We start from the raw sequence: 19,831 nt of genomic DNA on the forward strand, positions 1-19,831 counted from the left end.
CTACTCCGCCGCGACGCCCTTCACTTCGAGATAGCTCTCCATCGAATCGTCGAGCGCGTGCAGCCACGGCGTATGATGCAGCGGCGCCATGGTGCCGGTCATCAGCGAGCGGTAGGCGTGGTCGCGGAAGCTCATAATGTCTTCCGCCTTGTGGTGCTCCCACTCCATGAAGGTCCGGTTGACCGCCTCGACGTCGAAGCCAGGATAATCGGTCTGGTCCATCAATTCCTTGGTGTAGTCGCCCTGGAACCAGATCATCTGCTCGGCGTCTTCCAGCGTCTCTTCACGCGCCCGCCACTTGGCGCCATGCTCGGCCATCGCCCTGGCGGAGGGCAGCTTGATGCGGCCCATGATGACGTCGCGTGCGTACCAGGCCTGCGCATCGAACATATTGAAGGTGTAGAACTGATCCTGCATGCCGATATAGAAGAGCTTCGGATTCTTCTCCCAGACGACGCCCTCATAGAGATCCAGCGGCCACATGCGGTTGGCGGTCTTGAGCTTCAAGTCATCCGTGAGGAACGGGAAGGAATGCAGGTAGCCGGTGCACAGGATGATGGCGTCGACATCCTTGGTCGAGCCGTCCTTGAAATGGGCCGTCTTGCCGACGACCTTCTGCAGCAGCGGCACTTCCTTCCAATTGTCAGGCCATTTGAAGCCCATCGGCTTGGAGCGGTAGCTGGAGGTGATCGACTTGGCGCCGTATTTGTAGCATTGCGAACCGATGTCCTCGGCCGAATAGGAGCGGCCGATGATCAGGATGTCCTTGCCCTTGAACTCCATCGCGTCACGGAAATCGTGGCTGTGGAGAATGCGGCCGTTGAAGGTCGAAAAACCCTCGAAATAGGGAACGTTGGGCACCGAGAAATGCCCGGAGGCGACGACGACATTGTCGAACTCTTCCGAATAGGTGACGTCGTTGGTGCGGTCATGCGCGGTGACGGTGAATTTCTTCGTCTCGTCCGAGAACGTCACCATGCGCACCGGGCTGTTGAAGCGCACCCATTTGCGCAGGCCCGACTTCTCGACGCGGCCCTTGATGTAGTCCCACAGCACGGCGCGCGGCGGATAGGAGCCGATGGGCCGGCCGAAGTGCTCCTCGAAGGTGTAGTCGGCGAATTCCAGGCATTCCTTCGGCCCGTTCGACCAGAGGTAGCGGTACATCGAGCCGTGCACGGGGTCGCCATGCTCATCGAGGCCGGTGCGCCAGGTGTAGTTCCACAAGCCGCCCCAGTCGGCCTGCTTCTCGAAGCAGACGATCTCGGGAATATCGGCGCCCTTGTCGGCGGCCGACTTGAAGGCCCTGAGCTGTGCCAGACCGGACGGTCCGGCTCCGATGACGGCAACGCGAGTGTTCATTTCCGGGCCTCCACTTTTTTGATTTCCCCAGCGAAACAAATTTCACTGACAGTGACAGTAATTGGCCCTTTGGTGCTGTCAACAGCCAACTGCGGGAACGGCGTTCGCGCGCGATGAATTCCTGGCGAAAAAACCGCGGCGCCTGCAATCATGGGACCGGCACATGCGACACAAGATGGCTTGCCGTCGCGGTTGCGCTCCTGTATCGGCACCTGACATGTTCACCTTGGGTGAAATAAATCCTTGGGGGTTCGGGAGACATGGCGAAGAAAATTTCCGCTTCCAGGACTGGTCCCAGTTCCGCGAGCGCCAAGCCAAAGCCGCAGCCGAGGGTCTCGGCGGACGGGAAGACCATCCGCGCGCCGCTGACGCAGAACCCCCATGCCATTCGTGACACCCGCGAGAAAGTGCTGGAGGTCGCGATCGGCCGCGAGGTGCGGGCGTTCCGCAAGAAGCTCGGCATCACCGTCGCCGACCTGGCTGTCGCCACCGACATTTCGCTCGGCATGCTGTCCAAGATCGAGAACGGCATCACCTCGCCGTCGCTGACCACCTTGCAGGCTCTGTCGCGAGCGCTGGGGGTTCCCGTCACTGCCTTCTTCCGCCGTTTCGAGGAAGAGCGCAGCGCCGTCTTCGTCAAGGCTGGGGAAGGGCTCGACGTCGAGCGGCGCGGCACGCGCGCCGGCCATCAGTACAATCTGCTCGGCCATATCGGGTCCAACACCAGTGGTGTGGTCGTCGAACCCTATCTGATCACGCTGACCGAAGATTCGGACGTGTTCCCGACCTTCCAGCATGAGGGCATGGAATTCCTCTACATGCTCGAAGGCGAGGTCGTTTACCGGCACGGCAGCAATCTTTATCCGATGAAGCCCGGCGATAGTCTGTTCTTCGACGCCGACGCGCCGCACGGGCCCGAACAGCTGACACAGCTGCCGATGCGCTATCTGTCGATTATTTGTTATCCGCAGAATAGTGCGGGGTGAGCGGAATTGATCTCCCCCCTTGAGGGGGAGATGGCCGGTAGGCCAGAGGGGGTCGGTTCGACTGGAGGCTGAACGTTCTACGGCGGACGAGGTTAGCGCTCCACGCGCGGCGCCCCCCTCTGTCGCCTTCGGCGACATCTCCCCCTCAAGTGGGGAGATTAGCAGCTCAGCGGCCAGCTCTAATCCGGCCCAAACCCCGGGCTCGTCGGGCTGCCGTCATCGAGCTTCGACAGCCACTCGACCAGCGTCGGTCGATAGCGCGTCAAGCCCTTGTAGGTGGCAAGCTCCTCGGGCAGGTCGCGGATCACCCGATGCAGGCGCCGTGCCCATTTCGGCTGCGTCACCAGTTCGTCCATTTTGATCAGGTAGCAGCGGATCGGGAAGACGATGCCGTTGGAGCGCGGCAGCCGCCAGAAGCTCTGCAATTCGACGCGCAGATGCACCTTATCGCCGACATTCTCGGGCGTGACCGTCGCCCGGTCCGACCCCCATTTGTGGTAATTTTCCGGGCTCGTATCGAGACGGGGATTGATGGTCATCGTCCAGTTGAGGCGCCGTGCCGGCTTGCCCTGCTGAATGTTGGTGAGGAACTTCAGCGCGCGCGTGAAAATCCCCTTCTCATGTGCCAGCGGCACCGGCGCGTGCCACTCGAAGAAGTTCATGCCGATGTCGAAATCGAGCGACCAGTCGGCCTGGGTGGTGACCATGCCGGCATCCATCCACAGATTGCCGTCGCGCTGGTCGAGGATGCAGAAATCGCCCTGGCTCTGCCGGGTGATGTATTCCATCGGACCATAAGGCAGCGTCGAGGTGTCGCCGAAGGTGAAGGTGTCGTCGATGCCGAGCGGCCTGTTGATCCAGCGCCAGCGGTCGCCGTCGCGCGTCAGCGTGAAATGCTCGGGATAGCCCAGCGCCTGCTGCTCCATCAGGAGTTCCAGCAGATCCCAGCCGGCTAGCGTCATGTGCGGCAGCGACTGGCAGCGCAGCGGGTCCTCGGCCAGCACCAGCGCGCGATCCTGCATCTCAGCGACATAGTGCTCATCGACGTCGATCAGGTTTTCGAGCACGCTGCCCTTCGGGCCGACGACATGCGGCTCGATGTTGACCGCATACATGTAGCTGTCTTCGTGGAACGGGAACGGAAACCGCCTGATGTGCTCCGGGCTGTTCCTGAAGGTGAAGTCGTCGCGGAACGTTTCCTTGCGAAAGGTGATTCCCAAGCTCGCCTCCTTATCTTTCCAAGACCAGCGATTTGCCTTCGAAGCGCGACACGCACGGCATGATCTTGCAGCCGGAACGGTGGTCTTCCTCGCTCAGCCAATGGTCGTTGTGGATGAACTTGCCGTCATACGAAATGACATTGGTTTCGCACTGGCCGCAGACACCGCCACGGCAGAGATAGGGTGGATCGACGCCAGCCGCCTCGATCGCCTCGAGCAGGCTCTGCTGCGAACCTACGCGGATCGTCTTGCCGCTGACGGCAAGTGTCACATCGAAGGGCAGACCCGGCTGGGGTGCCGCGAAATGCTCGAAATGCACGGCCTCCGAGGGCCAGCCCAAGGCGGCCGCGCGGTCGCGCACCCAGTTGATCATGCCGGCGGGACCGCAAACATAGAGATGCGTGCCGAGCGGCTGCGTCGACAACAGACGGTCGAGATCGATGCGCTCGTCGCGGTCGTCATGGTAGAGCCGCACACGGCGGTCGTAACGTTCCCTCAGCACATCGGCATAGGTGCCGAGCGAGGCGGTGCGGCAGGTGTAGTGCAGCTCGAAATTCCCGCCCTCCCCCGCCAGCTGCGCGGTCTGCGCCATGAACGGCGTGATGCCGATGCCGCCGGCCAGCATCAGATGCTTCTTCGCCCTGAGGTCGAGCGAGAACAGATTGACCGGATAGCTGATCACCATCTCCAGGCCCGGCTTTACGTGCCTGTGCATGAACAGCGAGCCGCCGCGGCCGACATCGTCGCGCCGCACCGAGATCGTGTATTCGCGCGTGTCGAGCGGCGAGCCCATCAGCGAATAGGGATTGAGCCTGGTGCGCTCGCCGTCCCGCATTTCGACCACGACATGGGCGCCGCCGGAGAAAGTCGGCAGGAGCTCGCCGTCGCGCCGGCGGAAATGGAAGCGGGTGACGAGGTCGTTCACCGGAACGACATCGCTGACCACCACATCGAGCTTGGTTGTGCCGGTGCTCATGGGAAGGCCTCCTCCATCGGAGGAATTTCGCTGCGATCCTCGGCATTGATGCACACGCCCTGGAAGGCGGCGAGGCGCCTGGAATAATGATCGCGCACCAGAAGCAGCAGGCCGCAATGCGAACAGGTGGCGGGCTGCGTCGTCACATTCTCGGTGATGCCCTTGCAGTGCACGCATTGCATGCGCCGCGCCAGCGAGCCGCGATGCTCGGTCTGCACGGAGGTATGATCGATGCCGGCTTCGAGCGCCACCTGCATGGCCTGGCCGATCAGCCCTTCGGTGCCGCTGAGATAGAGGCGCAGGCCCATATGTGCATTGCTCAGCGTCTGCTTCAGCCTCGGCAGCAGGCTGGCGAAGGACGGCGCCCGGTGAAACTGCGCCGGCCTCAGCGATTCCAGCGCGGCGATGTGTTTGCCGTCAGGACCGGGGATGAAGACGATCTGGGCGTCGTCGAAAAAGCCGGCCGGCGCTTTCGCGGCCATCTCGGATATAGCGAGCGCCCCCTCCGCATCGGCGATGAAAAGATGGTGCTTGCCGGGCTGCGGAGAGAGCGTTCCGTAGACCGGCCGGCTGATGATGCTTTTGGCTGCCATTTAAGTCTTCGTGCCTCGAACCCCTCGCTGCCGATTATGCCTCAGCCTTTCGCCGTACGCTTGATCTTCTTGGGATCGTCGAACGGCAAGGGCTGCGCGGTCGCCTTGATCGAACCGCTCTTGTTGCGGATTTCGAGTTTGGTGTCCTTCACCGCGCAGTCGACATCGAGCCGGGCGATGCCCATCGATTTCTCGACCAGCGGCGAATACATGGCGCAGGTCACCACGCCGACCTTTTTGCCGTCGCGATAGACAGGAGCGCCTTCATCGGCCGGTTCCTTGCCGTCAAGCAGCACGCCGTAGATCTTGAAGCGCTCCTTGCCTTTCAGGCGATAGTGTTCCTCGGCACCGCGAAAGCCCGTCTTGCCGGGGCTGACGGTGAAGTCGAGGCCGAGTTCCCAGAGCGTATCGCCGGGGCCTTCGTTCTCGAACGGGTATTTCTGCGAATTGTCGTAGGGGTAAAACAGCAGGTAGCTCTCGACGCGCAGCATGTCGAGCGTGGTGAAGCGGCACGGGATGATGCCGTCGCTCTTGCCCTCTTCAAGAATCCTGTCCCAGATCGTGCCGGCATCCTGGCCCCGGCAGAATATCTCGTAGCCGCGCTCGCCGGTGTAGCCGGTGCGCGAAATCATGACGGGAAAACCGAACAACTGCGTCTGCATGTGGTGGAAATAGTTGAGGTCGCGAATGCCGGGCACGTGCTTGGCCAGATAGTCGACCGCTGTCGGCCCCTGCAGCGACAGGTCGTGCAGATTGTCGTCGAAACGCAGCGACACGTCACGGCCCGTTGCCGCCCGCTGCAACTCCTCATGGCCGGTGCCTGAGCCATGCACGACCATCCAGGCGTTCGGCCCGGTGCGGTAGAGGATGCAGTCGTCGGTGAACTTTCCCGCCTCGTTCAGCATGCAGGCATAGGCGGACTTGCCGGGATAGATCTTTTCGACGTCGCGCGTGGTGGCGAGATCGATGAGATGCGAGGCGTGCGGCCCGGTGATATGGACTTTCTTCAGGCCGGAAACATCCATCAGCCCGGCCTTGGTGCGGATGGCGATGTATTCCTCGTCGGCATCCTTGTCGTAGGTCCAGGCGGTCCCCATGCCGCTCCAGTCTTCGAGCTTCGAACCCAGCGCGCGATGGCGATCCGCCAGGGTCGAAAATCTCCAGGATGCCGTCATCCGATCGTCCTCCGTCCGATAGTCGTTGATGTTCCCTGCCCCTTTGCACAGCGGCTGGGGCTTTGCGCGAATATTGACCGCAAACGAGGGAGACCCGCAATCCCCTGAAAGCAAATAATTTCATTGTCAGGCAAAATTCATTGCCCTGGCCAAGCGGTTAACTCTGCGTAAATTCATCTTGACAATTCCGGAAATCGGGCTGATTTTGTGAAAAAAATTTCACTCTCTTGAAAGAGAGCGGCGAGCGGCAACTTCGGAACCGGGCGCCGGAAAAAGGGGAAAAAACCGATGTCAGACCTGCAGCAGCGCATCGAAGCGCTGTACCGTTCCGATTTACGCGGCTCCGCGCTCCTGATCATCTGCCTGTGGGCGACGATCCTGTTCGTCCTTTCCATGACATGGCCCTACATCCCACACGGCGGCATCAAGGCCGTCGTAGCGGTTGCCGCCGCCGCCGTGCTGATCTTCAACACGGCCGCCATCCTGGCGATGGTCAGGCATTACAAGGAAGACAAGGAGTTCATCTACGGGCTCGACATCAAGAACGCGGACGCGTTCCGCAACCGCAAGTCCTGAGAGGTAGGAGCCATGTCCCGCTATACGCCGCCGGAGCAGAGCAAGACCGGGCAGATCTTCGATATCGTCGTCGTGGTGGTGGCCATATTCGTGGCGCTATGGCTGCCGCTGAAGCTCGGCCTCGCCGGCGCGGCCAAATCCATCGACGCGCTCGACGCCAAGACCTGGGAAGCCCTCGGCCAGAATCCAACCATGGCCTCGATCTGGGAAAAGCTGGGCTACACGCCGGAAACGGCGCATGACGTCATCCAGAACCGGTTCCACTATGTGATCGACTGGCCGACGCTCATCATCATGGCGATCGTGCTGATCGCCTATTTTGTGTTCCTGTTCCGCGCATCCGACCGGGAATATCGCGACGTCATCAACGAGAAATTCGAAGACAAGTAGACCGGGGAAGCATCATGTGGATAGCACTCTCTTATGCATGCTGGGGCATCTCGATCGTGCTCGCCCTGTGGATGCTCTTCGACTGGTTCAAGGTCGACACGACCTACAGCGAGGGCGTTCTGACCTCATCGCGCGAAGGCGAGCTTGAGGCCGTTTCCGAAAAACACCGTATCTGAGTGGGGATTTGAACGATGACGGTCGCGGTTGAAACGGCAGGAACGGCGGTAAATGGCGGCGACAGGGTTTCGCTGCTCAGGGTGCTCGGCCCGGCCCATGTCTGGGCGCTCGGCGTCGGCATCGTCCTGGTCGGCGAATTCACAGGCTGGAACTTCTCCGCCGACAAGGGCGGTACGCTGGCGGCGCTTATCGTGTGCTGGGTCGTTGGCCTGCTCTACACATCCGTCGCCATGATCGATTCCGAGGTCACGTCGACCGTTGCCGCCGCGGGCGGCCAATACGCCCAGGCAAAACACATCGTCGGGCCGCTGATGGCCTTCAACGTCGCGCTGTTCCTGGTTTTCGCCTACACGATGCTCGAAGTCTCCGATGCGATCCTGCTCGGCGACACGATCGTCGCCAAGGCGGGGATCGATGGGCTCACCCACAATTCCTTCATCGCCGCCACCATCGTGGTGCTGGCATGGCTCAACTATCGCGGCGTGCTGATGACGCTCAACGTCAACTTCGTCATCACCGCGATCGCCTATATCTCGATCGTGATCCTGTTCTTCTCGGTCAGCCCGTGGACGCAAGGCGCGGTGCTGAAGCTCAACGAACTGGTCACGCCTGGCAATGCGCTCCCCTATGGCTGGATCGGCGTCATCGCAGCCTTCCAGTTCGGCATCTGGTATTATCTCGGCATCGAGGGTACCACGCAGGCCGCCGAGGAAGTGCGCTCGCCGGCACGCTCGCTCCCCTACGGCACCATGGCGGGCATGATCACCCTGCTCATCGCCGCCGCCATGACCTGGTATGTCTGCGCCTCGCTGATGCCATGGGAATATCTCGGCATCACGCCCTATCCGCTTTGGGACGCGGGCAAGCTGACCGGCAGCCCGCTGCTCGAAAACCTCCTGTTCGTCGCGACGCTGCTTGCCGCCATCGCCTCCGCCAATGGCTGCATCAACGATGCCGCGCGCGCCTGGTTCTCGCTTGGCCGCGACCGCTACCTGCCGAGCTGGTTCTCGGCCGTGCATCCTAAATATCGCACACCCTACCGCTCGATCCTGTTCCTGTTGCCGATCGCGCTCGCCTTCGCCTTCATCGCCGACCTCAACCAGGCGATCACCTTCTCGATCCTGTCTGGCGTGCTGCAATACACGTTCATGAGCATCAACATCATGATGTTCCGCAAGAAGTGGCCGCTGGGTTCGATCCGCCGTGGCTACACGCATCCTTTCCATCCGCTGCCGGCCATCGTGCTGTTCTGCCTCTGCGTGGTCACCTACTTCGCCATCTTCCTCGGCTTCGGTTCGCAACTGATCGCGATGATCGCGTTCTACTTCCTGATCTCGGTATGGTTTCATTTCTACCGCTACAAGTTCGTGCGTCGCGGCGATCAGTTCTCCATGCCGTGGCCGAAGCCTCAGGGGTATTGATGGAAGAAGGCCCGTCCGGATCCCGGGCGGGCATGGCATGACAAGGTGTCCGAGGTGACGTCAGCACTGCTCGCCGGGGCGATTGCCCTGGCTCTCGTCCTTCACCTGATGTGGCTGGTGCGCGCCAGCCGCAACAGGGCTTCGGCCGCACTTGCGGTCGAACAAGCCAGCCTTCGTTGCGTCATTTCGGATGCAGCCAATGTCTCGGACGGCACCGCCGGCATCGTCACCTGGGAAGGCTCATGGAACGGCCGGCGCGTTCAGGTGCGGACCATCGTCGACACGCTGGCGACGCGAAAGCTGCCGGTTCGCTGGTTATCGATCTCGATCCTCGAAAAGGTCGCAGTCCCCGCCGCTTTCGATATGATGATGCGCCCAGGGTCGCCGACGACGTTCTCCAATTTCGACCACCTGGAACATACGCTGCCGAGGGCCCCGGGATTTCCGGCGGAAGCAGTGCTGCGGACAGACGGCAGGGGCGCACGCTTTCCGCAGGGCCTGATTGCCAGCCATCTCGATCTCTTTTGCGACGGACGCGCCAAGGAGCTGCTCATCACACCCAAGGGCGTTCGTATCGTCTGGCTCCTGGCCGAGGCGCAGCGCGCGCGTTACGGCGTGTTCCGGCAGGCCGATTTCGGCGGTGCAATGCTCGATCCGGCGCTGGTCGAAAGGTTGCTCACTTCGATTTCGGCGCTTCGCGACGCTATCAACCATGCTGAAAGGCAGGCTGCATGACCAGCACAACCAAAGCGCCCGCTCCACCGAACCCGTATCTGGTTCTCGGCGCGGCAATCATCCTGCCGGCAAGCGGACACGTCATTCTCGGTGTGCCGGTGCGCGGCCTGCAGTTCATCTTCTTCATGGTGATCCTGGCGTGGGTGACGACGAAGATCGCGCCGCCGGACGCCAGCTTCGTCGGCCGCCATGCGGGTGGTCTCCTGATCTATGCGCTGTCGATACTCGACGCCTACAAGATCGCCCGCATCCGCACCGCCAAACGGGTTCACAGCGAACGCCACCAGGACGATACCGCCGGTGGCGGTGCGCAAGCAGATATATAACTACAGGAATATTTTTTTCATCCCATTGAATTCCCGGAACTCATTCGGTACATCTCCAGAGAACAAAGGTCGGAGGCTGACATGTGTGGAATCGTCGGGCTGTTTCTGAAGGACAAATCGTTGGAGCCCAAGCTCGGGGCGATGCTGTCGGAGATGTTGGTATCGCTCAGCGATCGCGGCCCGGACAGCGCGGGCATCGCCATCTATGGCGCCCCATCCAGCAACGAAGCCAAGATCACCATCCAATCGGCGAAACCAGGCAGCGATTTTCGCGACCTCGATACCGAGCTCGCCAAGGCGCTCGGCGTGCCAGTGAGCATCGCGGTGAAGTCGACCCACGCCGTGGTCAGGACCCGCCCCGACAAGATCGACGAGGCCCGCGAGGCCATCCAGACGTTGCGTCCCGACGTCCGCGTCATGGGCGCCGGTGACGTGGTCGAGATCTACAAGGAGGTCGGCCTGCCCGAAGCGGTCGTCGATCGCTTCGATGTCCGCAAGATGACCGGCACGCATGGCATCGGCCACACCCGCATGGCGACCGAATCGGCGGTGACGACGATGGGCGCGCATCCATTCTCGACCGGTGCCGACCAGTGCCTGGTGCACAATGGCTCGCTCTCCAACCACAACAATGTCCGCCGCGAGTTGATCCGCGAAGGCATGACCTTCGAGACCGAAAACGACACCGAGGTCGCGGCCGCCTACCTTTCCTCGCAGATGGCGCATGGCAAGAATCTCGGCGAGGCGCTGGAAGGCACCCTCTCCGACCTCGACGGCTTCTTCACCTTCGTTGTCGGCACCAAGAACGGTTTTGGCGTCGTGCGCGACCCGATCGCCTGCAAGCCCGCCGTCATGGCCGAGACCGACCAGTACGTCGCCTTCGGCTCGGAATATCGCGCGCTGACCAAACTGCCCGGCATAGACAATGCAAGGGTCTGGGAGCCCGAGCCCGCAACCGTCTATTTCTGGGAGCATTGAGTTCATGACGGCAACCTCCAAGGCAACGCTCGACCAAGCCCATGCGCGCGTCTTCGATCTCGACGTCATGTCGCTGCGCGAGCTGAACCAGGCACTGCACAGTCTGGGCCCCGGCTCGAACGAAACGGCATGGGAAGTGCTGAACCCGAAGGGCAATCATTCGGTCGCCGTCGGCGTCGACCAGCCTGTCAGCATCGATGTGCGCGGCAGCGTCGGCTATTATTGCGGCGGCATGAATTCCGGCAGCACCATCACCGTGCATGGCTCGGCGGGACCCGGTGTCGGCGAGAACATGATGTCGGGCTCGATCACCGTGAAAGGGGACGCCAGCCAGTATGCCGGCGCCACCGGCAAGGGCGGCCTTTTGATCATCGAGGGCAATGCCTCGTCGCGCTGCGGCATCTCGATGAAAGGCATCGACATCGTGGTCCATGGCAATATCGGCCACATGTCGGCCTTCATGGCGCAGTCCGGGAATCTGGTGGTGCTGGGCGATGCCGGCGATGCACTGGGCGATTCCATCTATGAGGCCAGGCTCTTCGTGCGCGGCAAGGTCGACAGCCTCGGCGCCGACTGCATCGCCAAGGAGATGCGGCCCGAGCATCTGGAGTTGCTGCAAGGCCTGCTCGACCGTGCCGGCGTCACCGGGGTCAAGCCGTCGGAGTTCAAGCGCTACGGCTCGGCGCGCACCCTCTACAATTTCAATATCGACAACGCCGACGCGTATTGAGGCAGCATGACCTATCGCAACCCGCCGACAACGCCCCGCAAATCCGCGACCTTCGACGACTACACACTTTCCGAAATCCGCCGCGCCGCGGCGACAGGCATCTACGACATCCGTGGTGCCGGCGCCAAACGCAAGCTGCCGCATTTCGATGACCTGCTGTTCCTTGGCGCCTCGATCTCGCGCTATCCGCTGGAAGGCTATCGCGAGCGCTGCGACACATCAGTCGTGCTCGGCTCGCGCCACGCCAAGAAGCCGATCGAATTGAAGATCCCGATCACCATCGCCGGCATGAGCTTTGGCTCGCTCTCGGGCCCCGCCAAGGAAGCGCTCGGTCGCGGCGCGACGCTGTCGGGCACTTCGACCACGACCGGCGATGGCGGCATGACCGAGGAAGAGCGCGGCCATTCCAAGCAACTGGTTTATCAATATCTGCCGTCGCGCTACGGCATGAACCTGCGCGACCTGCGCCGCGCCGACGCCATCGAAGTCGTCGTCGGCCAGGGCGCCAAGCCCGGCGGCGGCGGCATGCTGCTCGGCCAGAAGATTTCCGACCGTGTCGCCGAGATGCGCACGCTGCCGAAGGGCATCGACCAGCGCTCGGCCTCGCGCCACCCCGACTGGACCGGGCCGGACGATCTCGAGATCAAGATCCTTGAATTGCGCGAGATCACCGATTGGGAAAAGCCGATCTACGTCAAGGTCGGCGGCGCCCGCCCCTATTACGACACCGCGCTCGCGGTGAAGGCCGGTGCCGATGTCGTCGTCGTCGACGGCATGCAGGGCGGCACGGCCGCGACCCAGGAAGTGTTCATCGAGAATGTCGGCCAGCCGACGCTCGCCTGCATCAGGCCTGCGGTGCAGGCGCTGCAGGATCTCGGCATGCACCGCAAGGTGCAGCTGATCATCTCCGGCGGCATCCGCAACGGCGCCGATGTCGCCAAGGCGCTCGCGCTGGGCGTCGACGCGGTCTCGATCGGAACGGCAGCCCTGGTCGCGCTTGGCGACAACGACCCCCGCTGGGAGGCGGAGTATAACGACCTCGGCACCACGGCCGGCGCCTATGATGACTGGCACGAGGGCCGCGACCCCGCCGGCATCACCACGCAGGATCCCGATCTGATGAAGCGGGTCGACCCGGTCGCGGCGGGACGGCGGTTGGCCAATTACCTGAAAGTGATGACACTGGAGGCTCAGACCATTGCGCGCGCGTGCGGCAAGAACAGCCTGCACAATCTCGAACCCGAGGACCTCGTCGCACTGACGATCGAGGCAGCCGCGATGGCCGGCGTCCCGCTGGCCGGCACCAATTGGATACCGGGGAAGAACGGTTTCTGACAAAGACTACCCAGATCACATAGCGAGGAAACTACATAATGGGGAACGATCTCGCCGCATTCGCCAAGGAGAACGGCGTCAAATACTTCATGATTTCCTACACCGACCTGTTCAGCGGGCAACGCGCCAAGCTGGTGCCGGCACAGGCCATCGCCGATATGCAGAAAGACGGCGCCGGCTTCGCGGGGTTCGCCACCTGGCTCGACCTGACCCCAGCGCATCCCGACATGCTGGCGGTTCCGGATCCGGATTCTGTCATCCAGTTGCCGTGGAAACCTGAAGTCGCCTGGGTCGCCGCCAACTGCATCATGGACGACAAGGATGTCGACCAGGCGCCGCGCAACACGCTGAAACGGCTGATCGCGGAAGCCGCCAGCGACGGCATGCATGTGAAGACCGGCGTCGAGGCCGAGTTCTTCCTGATCTCGCCCGACGGCAAAACCATCTCCGACGAATACGATACCGCCTCGAAACCCTGCTACGACCAGCAAGCGGTGATGCGCCGCTACGATGTCATCGCCGAGATTTGCGACCACATGCTGGCGCTCGGCTGGGGCGCCTACCAAAACGACCATGAGGACGCCAACGGTCAGTTCGAGATGAACTGGGCCTTCGACGATGTGCTGGCCACCGCCGACAAGCACTCCTTCTTCAAGTTCATGGTCAAGTCGATCGCGGAGAAGCATGGCCTGCGCGCCACTTTCATGCCCAAGCCCTTCCAGGGCCTGACCGGCAATGGCTGCCATGCTCACATCTCGGTGTGGGACAAATCCGGCAAGACCAACGTCTTTGCCGACAATTCGATGGAACTCGGCCTGTCGGCCAAAGGCAGGAACTTCCTCGGCGGCATCATGAAGCATGCCTCGGCGCTCGCGGCGATCACCAACCCGACGGTCAATTCCTACAAGCGCATCAACGCGCCGCGCACGATTTCGGGCGCGACCTGGGCACCGAACACGGTGACCTGGACCGGCAACAACCGCACCCACATGGTGCGTGTGCCCGGCCCCGGCCGCTTCGAGTTGCGCCTGCCGGATGGCGCCGCCAATCCCTATCTCTTGCAGGCGGTCATCATCGCGGCTGGTCTCGACGGGATCCGCTCGAAAGCCGATCCGGGCAGGCGCTACGACATCGACATGTACCAGAACGGCCACACGGTGAAGGGCGCGCCGAAACTGCCGCTCAACCTGCTCGACGCGCTACGCGAGTTCGACAAGGACAAATCGCTAAAGGCGGCGCTGGGTGAGGAATTCTCGTCGGCTTATCTAAAGCTGAAGCACCAGGAATGGAATTCCTATGCTTCGCACTTCACGCAATGGGAGCGCGACCACACGTTGGACATATAACCGTCCAGCGGTGCGAGCGGCCTCGGAATGACCTGATGAAATACTCGATCTTCTCGCTCGCACATGCCGCCCTTTCCGGCCACAAGAACTGGCAGCGCACCTGGCGCGACGCCACCCCGAAGGATCGCTACGACGTGGTGATCATCGGCGGTGGCGGCCATGGCCTGGCCACCGCCTGGTTCCTCGCCAGCGAGTTCGGCATCAAGAATGTCGCCGTGCTGGAAAAGGGCTGGATCGGTTCCGGCAATGCCGGCCGCAACACCACGATCATCCGCTCCAATTACGGGCTGTCCGGCAATACCGGGTTCTACGAATTGTCGATGAAGCTGTGGGAGCGGATGGAGCAGGATCTCAACTACAACGCCATGGTCAGCCAGCGCGGCGTCATCAATCTCTACCATTCGGACGCCCAGCGCGACGCCTATGCGCGGCGCGGCAACACAATGCGCATCAACGGCATCGACGCTGAACTGCTCGACCTCGCCGCGGTCAAGAAGATGATGCCGTTCCTGAACTTCGACAATGCGCGCTTTCCCGTGCAGGGCGGGCTGCTGCAGCGGCGCGGCGGCACGGCCCGGCATGACGCCGTGGTCTGGGGCTATGCCCACGCCGCGAGCGAACTTGGCGTCGACATCATCCAGAATTGCGAGGTCACTGGTTTCGTCAGGGATGCCAACGGCAAAGTCACCGGCGTCGAGACCTCGCGTGGCAGGATAGGCGCCGGCAAGGTCGGCATGGCGGTGGCCGGTTCTTCGTCGCGCGTCGCGGCGATGGCTGGCCTGCGCCTGCCGATCGAAAGCCATGTGCTGCAGGCCTTCGTCTCCGAAGCGATCAAGCCGCTGATCCCCAATGTCATGACCTTCGGCGCCGGCCATTTCTATGTCAGCCAGTCGGACAAGGGCGGCCTCGTCTTCGGCGGCGATATCGACGGCTACAATTCCTACGCCCAGCGCGGCAACATGCCCGTGATGGAGGATGTCTGCGAAGGCGGCATGGCGCTGATCCCGATGATCGGCCGCGTGCGGCTGCTGCGCCAGTGGGGCGGCATCATGGACATGTCGATGGACGGCTCGCCGATCATCGACAAGACACCGGTGGATGGCCTCTATCTCAACGCCGGCTGGTGCTATGGCGGCTTCAAGGCGACGCCGGGATCGGGCTTCGTCTTCGCTCATCTTCTGGCTCGCGACGAGTCGCACAAGGAAGCGGCGCGCTTCCGCCTCGACCGGTTCCGCACCGGCGCCATGATCGACGAAAAGGGCCAGGGCGCCCAACCGAACCTTCACTGAGGACGGTCAGGAAACCATGCGCATTGTCTGTCCCTTCTGCGGCGAACGCGAACTCGGCGAGTTCACCTATCTCGGTGACGCCAAGCCGGTGCGGCCTGTGGCCGGCGCCCCGGAAGACGAGGTTTTCGACTACGTCTATCTGCGCGACAACATCGCCGGCGTGATGGAGGAGAACTGGTACCATGGCGGCGGCTGCCGGGCGTGGCTGAAGGTCACCCGCAACACGCTGACGCATGAGATTTCTTCGGTTGAGCCGGCGGCTGGTGCCGGTGCGAGGCAGGTTGTGAAATGAGATTTCCCGTCAATCTCGGCGCTGCCCCTCACCTGCCTGCCGGCATCCTCTCCCCGTATAGGGACGGGGAGAGGGGCGCTCTCGCCACCGGTTTCGCCAATCGTCGGCATTCTAGGAAGGAAGCCGGCGTTGCAGCCAGCCCCCTTCTCCCCGTCTCTATACGGGGAGAAGTGCCCGGCAGGGCGATGAGGGGCAGTGCTACCCTCTCCTATGAAGCCGAATTGAGTGAGGGCCGGGCATCGTGAATTCCAGCCAATCCCATCGCCTCACATCCGGCGGCCTCATCGACCGCTCGGCGGCGCTGAACTTCCGCTTCGACGGCAAGAGCTTCGCCGGCTTCCAGGGCGATACACTCGCCTCGGCTTTGGTCGCCAATGGCGTCAAACTCGTCGGCCGCTCGTTCAAGTACCACCGTCCGCGCGGCATCCTGACCGCGGGTTCCGAAGAGCCCAACGCGCTGGTCGAATTGCGTACGGGCGCAAGGCGCGAGCCGAACACCAAGGCCACGACCGCCGAAATCTATGAAGGGCTCGAGGCCGCCAGCCAGAACCGCTGGCCGTCGCTGCGCTTCGATGTGATGTCGGTCAATCAATTGTTCGCGCCGATCTTCGTCGCCGGCTTCTACTACAAGACCTTCATGTGGCCGGCGAAGTTCTGGGAAGCGGTCTACGAGCCGGCGATCCGCCGCGCCGCAGGCCTCGGCCGCGCCGCGGGCATCGCCGATCCGGACCACTACGACAAAGTCTGGGCGTATTGCGACGTGGTGATCGCCGGCTCCGGTCCAACGGGCCTCGCGGCGGCGTTGGCTGCCGGCCGCACGGGTGCCCGCGTCATCCTGTGCGAAGAGGATTTTGCGCTCGGCGGACGCCTGCTCTCGGATGGCGGCACGATCGACGGACTGCCGGCGGCGGAGTGGCTGTCGCGAACGCTGGCTGAACTCTCGGCAATGCCCGATGTCCGCATCATGACACGCACGACGCTGTTCGGCGCCTATGACGGCGGCACCTATGGCGCGATCGAGCGTGTGAACGACCATCTCCCCTCGCCGCCTGAGCATCAGGTGCGCCAGCGGCTGTGGCGGATCGTGGCCAAACGCTGTGTGGTCGCGGCTGGCGCCATCGAGCGGCCGATCGTCTTTGCCGGCAACGACACGCCAGGCGTGATGATGGCCTCGGCGATGCGCAGCTATGTCATGCGTTATGCCGCGGCGCCTGCAAGGCGGGTCGCGCTGTTCACCAACAATGAGGACGGCTGGCGCACGGTCGAGACCGCCCTCGGCGCGGGATTGCAAATCGCGGCGGTGATCGACGCACGGCACGACATATCGCCGGCCCATCGTTCGCTGGCATCCAAGGGCGGATTCCCGGTGCTGCACGGCTCCGTCAGCGGTGTCGACGGCGGCAAGGACGGCGTCCGCAAAATCGCTGTCTCACTCACCGGCGGTGCGCGCGCCGAAGTCGAGGCCGACGGCCTCGCCGTTTCGGGTGGCTGGAACCCCGCTGTCGGGTTGACCTCCTATCATCGAGGCCGGCCGAAATGGCGTGAGGATATCGCCGCCTTCGTGCCCGACGGCGCGCCGCCCGGCATGGTGGCCGCTGGCGCCGCCACCGGTTCCTTCGGCCTTGGCGCCTGCCTGCGCGAAGGGTTTGCGGCAGGCACTGCCGCGGCGCACGATGCGGGGCGTAGCGGCAGTTCCGGCTCGATGCCGGTCTCCGACGACGAAGCCTTTTCGCTGACGCCGCTTTGGCATGTTGCCGGCAAGGGCAAGGCCTTCGTCGACCAGCAGCATGACGTCACCGCCTCCGATGTCGAGCTTGCTCAGCGCGAGGGCTTTGAATCGGTCGAGCATCTGAAGCGCTACACCACACTCGGCATGGCGACCGACCAAGGCAAGACCTCCAACGTCGCCGGCCTCGCCATCATGGCAGCGGTAAGCGGCCGCTCCATTCCCGAGACAGGCACGACGATCTACCGGCCGCCTTACGTGCCCGTCGCCATAGGCGCCTTTGCCGGCCATCACCGCGACGAGACCTTTCATGCGACGCGGCTGACGCCGTCGCATCACTGGGCGGCCGAACAGGGCGCGGTCTTCGTCGACACCGGCCTGTGGAAACGCGCGCAATGGTATCCGCGTGCCGGCGAGAAGGACTGGCTGGAATCGGTTACCCGCGAGGTCAAGGCGGTGCGCTCAGGCGTCGGCTTCTGCGATGTCTCGACGCTCGGCAAGATCGACGTGCATGGCCCGGATGCCGGCGTCTTCCTCGACCGCGTCTACATCAACACCTTCTCCAACCTTGCCGTCGGCAAGGCGCGCTACGGACTGATGCTGCGTGAGGATGGTCTGGTCTACGACGACGGCACGACGTCGCGGCTGGCCGAGGATCACTATTTCCTGACCACCACGACCGCCAAGGCCGGGCTGGTGATGCAGCATCTCGAATTCTGCCGGCAGGTGCTGTTTCCGGAACTCGACGTGCAACTGACCTCGGTATCCGATCAGTGGGCGCAATTTTCGATTGCCGGACCCAAGACCCGCGATCTGCTGAAGGAGATCGTCGATCCGGCCGAGGATCTCTCCAACGAAGGTTTCCCGTTCATGGGCGCGCGCGAAGTGGCGTTGCGCGGCGGCATCAAGGCGCGGCTGTTCCGCATCTCCTTCTCCGGCGAGATGGCGTTCGAGATTTCCGTGCCGGCTCGCTACGGCGAAGCCATGGCGCGCAATCTGATGCTGGCCGGCAAGCCTTTCGGCGTCACGCCTTACGGCACCGAGGCGCTCGGCGTGATGCGGATCGAGAAGGGCCATGTCGCCGGCCCCGAGCTTAGCGGCACGACGACGGCCGCCGACCTTGGCCTGGGTAAGATGATGTCGACCAAGAAGGACTTCATCGGCCGCGTCATGGCCGGCCGCGAGGCGCTGGTCGCCCCGGACCGACAGGTCGTGGTCGGCGTCAAGCCGACCGACAAGGCGAGCCGGCTGCGCTCCGGCGCACACATCATCCCGAAGGGCCAGACACCCGGCCCGAGCAACGACCAGGGCTATGTCACCTCGGTCTGCTTCTCGCCGACATCAGACCAGTGGATCGGGCTCGCACTCGTCGAGCGTGGCCGTGAGCGCATCGGCGAGATCGTGCACGCGCATGATCCATTGCGCGGTGAGGACTATGATGTCGAACTCTGCAACCCCGTCTTCTACGACCCGGATGGAGGGCGCCAGCGTGGTTGAGTTTTCCTGGGACGTCCGCAGCCCGCTCGAACGCGCGCTCGTCGCTGGACCGTACGGCGCACACGGCGATGCCGGTGTGTCGCTGACCGAGATCCGCGATTTCGACCTCGTCCAGGTGATGGCGCGGCGCGGCAAGGCGGCCGAAATGGCGACAGCCGCCAAGGGCCATTTCGGTGTCGCCGCTCCAGAAACGCCCAAGGCAGTGCGGACGGCGGATGCCACATTGATCTGGTCGGGACCGGACCAGTTTTTCGTCCTGTCGAAGGGCGGCAGGCATGGGATGGGCGCGCTGGCGCCGGGGTTTTCCGGCTCTGCCTCGCTGTCTGATCAATCACATGCGCGGGTGCTGATCAGCATTTCCGGTGCCAAGGCGCGCATGATGCTCGCCAAGCTGTCGTCGATCGATCTGCACGCCGAGGCGTTCCCGGCCGGTGCGGCCGCCGCGACCTCGATGGATCACACCAGCGTCACTCTGTGGCGCGGTAATGATCGGACTGATGGCCAGGCGGTGTTCAACGTTCTGGTGTTCGCGACATTTGCCGAGAGCCTGTGGCACACGATGCTGGACTCGGCCGCCGAGTATGGAATCGAGATCGCGTATTCCGAGGATTTGGCGTAACGCTGCGCTCTTCCTTCTCCCCCTTGTGGGAGAAGGTGGATCGGCGCGGTAGCGCCGAGACGGATGAGGGGTGTTCCAGCGGAGT

The 19,831-nt window shown here is 63.0% G+C and carries 20 protein-coding genes; 15 read left to right on the forward strand and 5 right to left on the reverse strand.

The window, feature by feature from the left end; genetic code table 11:
- Positions 1–1,359 carry an NAD(P)/FAD-dependent oxidoreductase gene (locus FJ958_RS26790; RefSeq protein ID WP_140747570.1) on the reverse strand — a complete coding sequence of 453 codons (1,359 nt, stop codon included), beginning with the start codon at positions 1,357–1,359 and terminating at the stop codon, positions 1–3.
- A 260-nt stretch (positions 1,360–1,619) separates the two neighbouring features.
- Between FJ958_RS26790 and FJ958_RS26795 the strand changes: the two genes are divergently transcribed.
- Positions 1,620–2,345, forward strand: coding sequence for an XRE family transcriptional regulator (locus FJ958_RS26795; protein ID WP_140747573.1), 726 nt, complete (start codon positions 1,620–1,622; stop codon positions 2,343–2,345).
- Between the two features lie 179 nt (positions 2,346–2,524).
- On the opposite strand, the gene FJ958_RS26800 is transcribed toward FJ958_RS26795, so the two are convergent.
- The 4 genes from FJ958_RS26800 to FJ958_RS26815 are packed head-to-tail and all read right to left on the reverse strand — an operon-like array spanning position 2,525 to position 6,309.
- On the reverse strand, positions 2,525–3,565 hold the full coding sequence (locus FJ958_RS26800; RefSeq protein ID WP_140747575.1) for a DUF3445 domain-containing protein: 1,041 nt from the start codon (positions 3,563–3,565) through the stop codon (positions 2,525–2,527).
- 10 nt (positions 3,566–3,575) lie between these two features.
- On the reverse strand, positions 3,576–4,541 hold the full coding sequence (locus FJ958_RS26805; protein WP_140747578.1) for a PDR/VanB family oxidoreductase: 966 nt from the start codon (positions 4,539–4,541) through the stop codon (positions 3,576–3,578).
- Positions 4,538–5,134, reverse strand: a complete 597-nt coding sequence (locus FJ958_RS26810) for a dimethylamine monooxygenase subunit DmmA family protein (RefSeq protein ID WP_140747581.1) — start codon at positions 5,132–5,134, stop codon at positions 4,538–4,540. Before FJ958_RS26810 ends, FJ958_RS26805 begins: the two co-directional genes overlap by 4 nt.
- Before the next feature lie 41 nt (positions 5,135–5,175).
- On the reverse strand, positions 5,176–6,309 hold the full coding sequence (locus tag FJ958_RS26815; RefSeq protein ID WP_140747584.1) for an aminomethyltransferase family protein: 1,134 nt from the start codon (positions 6,307–6,309) through the stop codon (positions 5,176–5,178).
- A 288-nt stretch (positions 6,310–6,597) separates the two neighbouring features.
- Here FJ958_RS26815 and FJ958_RS26820 point away from each other — a divergent pair, with 288 nt between their 5' ends.
- The 14 genes from FJ958_RS26820 to FJ958_RS26890 all read left to right on the forward strand — a co-directional run bounded on the left by FJ958_RS26820 (position 6,598) and on the right by FJ958_RS26890 (position 19,746).
- Positions 6,598–6,885: a hypothetical protein gene (locus FJ958_RS26820; protein ID WP_140747587.1), complete on the forward strand. Its 288-nt coding sequence runs from the start codon at positions 6,598–6,600 to the stop codon at positions 6,883–6,885.
- A gap of 12 nt (positions 6,886–6,897) precedes the next feature.
- Positions 6,898–7,275, forward strand: coding sequence for a hypothetical protein (locus tag FJ958_RS26825; RefSeq protein ID WP_140747590.1), 378 nt, complete (start codon positions 6,898–6,900; stop codon positions 7,273–7,275).
- Between the two features lie 14 nt (positions 7,276–7,289).
- Positions 7,290–7,451, forward strand: a complete 162-nt coding sequence (locus FJ958_RS26830) for a hypothetical protein (RefSeq protein WP_140747593.1) — start codon at positions 7,290–7,292, stop codon at positions 7,449–7,451.
- Positions 7,452–7,466: 15 nt separating this feature from the next.
- Complete coding sequence (locus FJ958_RS26835; RefSeq protein WP_140747596.1) at positions 7,467–8,873, forward strand: amino acid permease; 1,407 nt, start codon at positions 7,467–7,469, stop codon at positions 8,871–8,873.
- Between the two features lie 45 nt (positions 8,874–8,918).
- Positions 8,919–9,608 (forward strand): hypothetical protein, encoded by a 690-nt coding sequence (locus FJ958_RS26840; RefSeq protein ID WP_181176530.1) that lies wholly within the window; start codon positions 8,919–8,921, stop codon positions 9,606–9,608.
- Positions 9,605–9,934 (forward strand): hypothetical protein, encoded by a 330-nt coding sequence (locus FJ958_RS26845; RefSeq protein WP_140747599.1) that lies wholly within the window; start codon positions 9,605–9,607, stop codon positions 9,932–9,934. The genes FJ958_RS26840 and FJ958_RS26845 overlap by 4 nt, the downstream gene beginning before the upstream one ends.
- 81 nt (positions 9,935–10,015) lie before the next feature.
- Positions 10,016–10,912, forward strand: coding sequence for a glutamine amidotransferase family protein (locus tag FJ958_RS26850; protein WP_140747602.1), 897 nt, complete (start codon positions 10,016–10,018; stop codon positions 10,910–10,912).
- Positions 10,913–10,916: 4 nt separating this feature from the next.
- Positions 10,917–11,642 carry a GXGXG domain-containing protein gene (locus tag FJ958_RS26855; RefSeq protein ID WP_140747605.1) on the forward strand — a complete coding sequence of 242 codons (726 nt, stop codon included), beginning with the start codon at positions 10,917–10,919 and terminating at the stop codon, positions 11,640–11,642.
- Between the two features lie 6 nt (positions 11,643–11,648).
- The gene (locus FJ958_RS26860) at positions 11,649–12,977 is read left to right on the forward strand and encodes an FMN-binding glutamate synthase family protein (protein WP_140607331.1); all 1,329 of its coding nucleotides are present in this window, start codon (positions 11,649–11,651) and stop codon (positions 12,975–12,977) included.
- A 38-nt stretch (positions 12,978–13,015) separates the two neighbouring features.
- Positions 13,016–14,323: a type III glutamate--ammonia ligase gene (gene glnT / locus FJ958_RS26865; protein ID WP_140747608.1), complete on the forward strand. Its 1,308-nt coding sequence runs from the start codon at positions 13,016–13,018 to the stop codon at positions 14,321–14,323.
- Between the two features lie 35 nt (positions 14,324–14,358).
- A complete protein-coding gene (locus FJ958_RS26870) occupies positions 14,359–15,612 on the forward strand; it encodes a sarcosine oxidase subunit beta family protein (RefSeq protein ID WP_140747611.1) in 1,254 nt (417 codons plus the stop codon).
- A gap of 16 nt (positions 15,613–15,628) precedes the next feature.
- Positions 15,629–15,904: a sarcosine oxidase subunit delta gene (locus FJ958_RS26875; RefSeq protein WP_140747614.1), complete on the forward strand. Its 276-nt coding sequence runs from the start codon at positions 15,629–15,631 to the stop codon at positions 15,902–15,904.
- A gap of 241 nt (positions 15,905–16,145) precedes the next feature.
- Positions 16,146–19,127, forward strand: a complete 2,982-nt coding sequence (locus tag FJ958_RS26885; RefSeq protein WP_140747620.1) for a sarcosine oxidase subunit alpha — start codon at positions 16,146–16,148, stop codon at positions 19,125–19,127.
- Positions 19,120–19,746, forward strand: a complete 627-nt coding sequence (locus FJ958_RS26890; protein ID WP_140747623.1) for a sarcosine oxidase subunit gamma family protein — start codon at positions 19,120–19,122, stop codon at positions 19,744–19,746. The genes FJ958_RS26885 and FJ958_RS26890 overlap by 8 nt, the downstream gene beginning before the upstream one ends.
- Positions 19,747–19,831 lie beyond the last annotated feature (85 nt).

Origin of the sequence: Mesorhizobium sp. B2-3-5 (assembly GCF_006442395.1) — a bacterium.
Classification (GTDB): Bacteria; Pseudomonadota; Alphaproteobacteria; order Rhizobiales; family Rhizobiaceae; genus Mesorhizobium.